This is a genomic window from Streptomyces sp. NPDC054847 (assembly GCF_053610925.1).
On record NZ_JBSGZJ010000629.1, the window covers coordinates 1 to 3,142 of the forward strand.

The 3,142-nt window shown below is 69.9% G+C and carries 3 protein-coding genes; all 3 read right to left on the bottom strand.

Annotated features, from left to right (window positions below; translation table 11 throughout):
* Positions 1-37: 37 nt before the first annotated feature.
* Positions 38-793 (bottom strand): SDR family NAD(P)-dependent oxidoreductase, encoded by a 756-nt coding sequence (locus ACWGH4_RS33430; RefSeq protein ID WP_356624051.1) that lies wholly within the window; start codon positions 791-793, stop codon positions 38-40.
* A 124-nt stretch (positions 794-917) separates the two neighbouring features.
* The gene (locus ACWGH4_RS33435; protein ID WP_441267158.1) at positions 918-2,483 is read right to left on the bottom strand and encodes an NAD(P)-binding domain-containing protein; all 1,566 of its coding nucleotides are present in this window, start codon (positions 2,481-2,483) and stop codon (positions 918-920) included.
* Between the two features lie 11 nt (positions 2,484-2,494).
* On the bottom strand, positions 2,495-3,142 hold a 648-nt coding region (locus tag ACWGH4_RS33440; RefSeq protein WP_453467472.1), incomplete at its 5' end, for a class I SAM-dependent methyltransferase.

The window sequence follows — 3,142 nt, forward strand, 5'->3', positions numbered from 1 at the left end:
GTCGAAGGGGGCGGCGGGCCGCCGGGCAGCGAGGTAATCAGGTGATGGAGACGCCGCTGTCGATGCTGATCACCTGACCCGTCATGCAGTCCTGGTCGAGGAACAGGGACGCGCTGCGGGCCACCTCCTCCACGGTCACGAAGCGCGGGATGGGGGCCTTGCCCTCCATGCCCTCGACGACGCGGTCGGGGAGGTCCTTGGTCATGCCGGTGATCATGAAGCCCGGGGAGAGGGCGTTGACGGTCACCCCGCGCCGGCCGCACTCGGCGGCCAGCGTGCGGGTGAAGCCGATCAGGCCCGCCTTGGAGGCGGAGTAAGCCGTCTGTCCGGCGGTCGCGATCAGGCCCGAGGGCGAGACCACGTTGATGACCCGGCCCCACCTCTGGCGCAGCATGTGCGGGACGGCGACACGTGCGGTGTGGAACGAGCCGATCAGGTTGGTCCGGATGACCTGGGCCCAGTCGTCCGGGTTCTGCATCGCCATCAGCGCGTCCTTGCGGATCGCGCCGTTGTTGACGAGGACGTCGACGGGGCCGAGGCGCTCGCCGATCTCCCGGTACAGCGCGGTGACGGCGTCGTAGTCGCCGACGTCGCCGCTGACGAGGACCGAGTCGTTGGTGAGTTTGTCCTGCACGGCCCGGGCCGCGTCCTTCGAGCTGTTGTAGTGGACGGCGACCCTGCAGCCCAGTGCGTCCAGCTCGAGGGCCAGGGCCTGGCCGAGGCCTCCCGAGGCGCCGGTGACCAGCGCCACCGGCTGCTCGGGGCGGTTTCCGGTCTGTGGGCCCGTACTCATCGCATACCTCCGTGGATACTCCGCCCTTCACGGCGGAAGCGACTCCTGCCGGCAGGGCAGGGGAAAGTGATCCGCCGTCAGGCCGGCCGTCGCGCGGGACCACCCGCCGGCCGGCCGCGTGGCGTCAGGCGTTCTCCAGTGCCGGCCGCCCGGCGTTGACGGTGGTGGCGAGCTGGTACTCGCCCAGGTCGAAACGGCGCGTCGCGCGGCGGAACCGCCACGTGTAGGTGGGCCAGATCGACGGGTTGCGGCCGTGCTCGTCCAGGTACCAGCTCTTGCAGTTCCCGGCGTTCCACACGGTGCCCTCGAGCCGGCCCTGCAGCCGCTCGTTCCACTGCTGCTGGGCCTCGGCGCGGACCTCGACACTGGCCAGGCCGCGCTTGTCCATCTGTCCCAGCGCGTCGATGACGTAGCCGATCTGCGCCTCGATCATCACGACCTGCGAGGAGTGCCCCAGCGTGGTGTTGGGGCCCAGCAGCAGGAACAGGTTCGGGAACCCGGCGACCGTGGTGCCGCGGTGGGCTGCCATGCCGCCCTCGCGCCACACGTCCCGCAGCAGCCTGCCGTCGCGGCCCGTGATCCGGCCGGCGACGGGCCGGTCGGTGGCCTTGAAGCCGGTGCCCAGGATGATCGTGTCGACCTCCCGCTCGGTGCCGTCCGAGGAGACGATCGACTTGGCCCGCACATGGTCGATGCCGTCGGTGACCAGGTCCACGTTGGGCTGCTGGATCGCCGGGTACCACGTGTTGGAGAACAGCAGGCGCTTGCACGCCATCACGTAGTCGGGCGTCAGCTTCGCCCGCAGCTCCTCGTCCGCGACGGACTTCGCCAGATGGTCGCTGGCCATCTTCTGCATCTTGCCCGCGACCTTGGGCCGCTTCATCACGAACGCCAGGACCTCACGGCCCCACATGTTGAAGTTGCGGCGGAAGCGCTGGTAGCCGGGCACGTTGTGCAGCAGCTTCGACTGCAGCGCGCTGGTCGGCTTGTCGTTCTTCGGCCCGATCCAGGCGGGGGTGCGCTGGTACAGGTCCAGCCGTCCCACCTCCGGCTGGATCTTCGGCACGAACTGGATCGCGGAGGCGCCGGTGCCGATGACGGCGACGTTGCGGCCCGCGAGGTCGTGCCCGTGGTTCCAGCGCGAGGAGTGGAACACCGTCCCCTCGAAGTCCTCCAGGCCGGCGATGGCGGGCACGGCCGGCTCGGAGAGGTAGCCGGTGCCCGACACCAGCACCTGGGCGGTGTAGTCACCCTGGGAGGTGCTCACGTGCCAGCGGCGGGCGGTCTCGTCCCAGCGGGCGGCGAGCAGTTCGTGACCGAAGCGGATGTAGGGGCGGACCCCGAACCGGTCGGCGACGTCCCGCAGGTACTCGTACAGCTCCGCCTGCTTGCCGAACGTGGACTTCCAGCCCGGGTTCTGCGCGAAGGAGAACGAGTACAGGTGCGACATCACGTCGCACGCCGCGCCCGGGTAGGAGTTGTCCCGCCAGGTGCCGCCGACCTCGTAGGCACGCTCGAAGACGAGGAAGTCGTCGATGCCCTTCTGCAGCAGGCGCACCGCCATGCCCAGGCCGGAGAAGCCGCTGCCGATGACCGCGACGCGCAGATGCCGGGTGGGGCCGCCGCCGGTCGCCCGCCCGCCGGGCGAGGGACTCCCGTCGCTGCGCGCGGGTTCCAGAATGCTCGTCACGTGGGCCTCCTCTAGCGGCGCGCGATGGTGACGCGGAAGTTGTTGAAGAACTTGTCCTCGAGCGTGTACGCGAAGATGTCGAGGTAGCGCTCGAAGCGGGCCACGACCTCCTCGCCCTCCAGGGCGACGGCCTCGTCCCGGCGGGCGGCCAGCAGCTTCAGCCAGGCGCGGCAGGCGACGGCGAACGACTCGCGCTCGTTGACGATCTCGACCACGTCGAACAGGCCTTCCGCGGCCTGGGTGAGCTCGTGCAGGTGCGGGATGTGGCAGTTCTCGAACTCGGAGCGCTGGAGGAACTTCAGGTCGTCCAGCAGCTGCCGGTTCATCGGCAGTGCCTCCGCGGTCATGGTGTGCAGGACGAACCGGCCGCCCGGCTTGAGGGCCGCGCCGACCTTGTTGAAGAACACCCGGTACTTCTTGGTCCGCTCGCGCGGCGGGAGCGTGGAGGACACGAAGTGCTCCAGCGCGTTGATGCAGAACGCCGCGTCGTAGGGGTCGTCGGTCGTGTGGTCCTCCCACGACTCGACCCGGGTGGTGATGCGGGGGTTGTCCAGGCCGGCGATGAACGCCTCCTGGGTGCGGCTGAGCGTCAGGCCGACGGCCTGCTCGACGCCGTGGACGGTGGTGAGCCGGTTGAGCATGGTGCCCCAGCCGCAGCC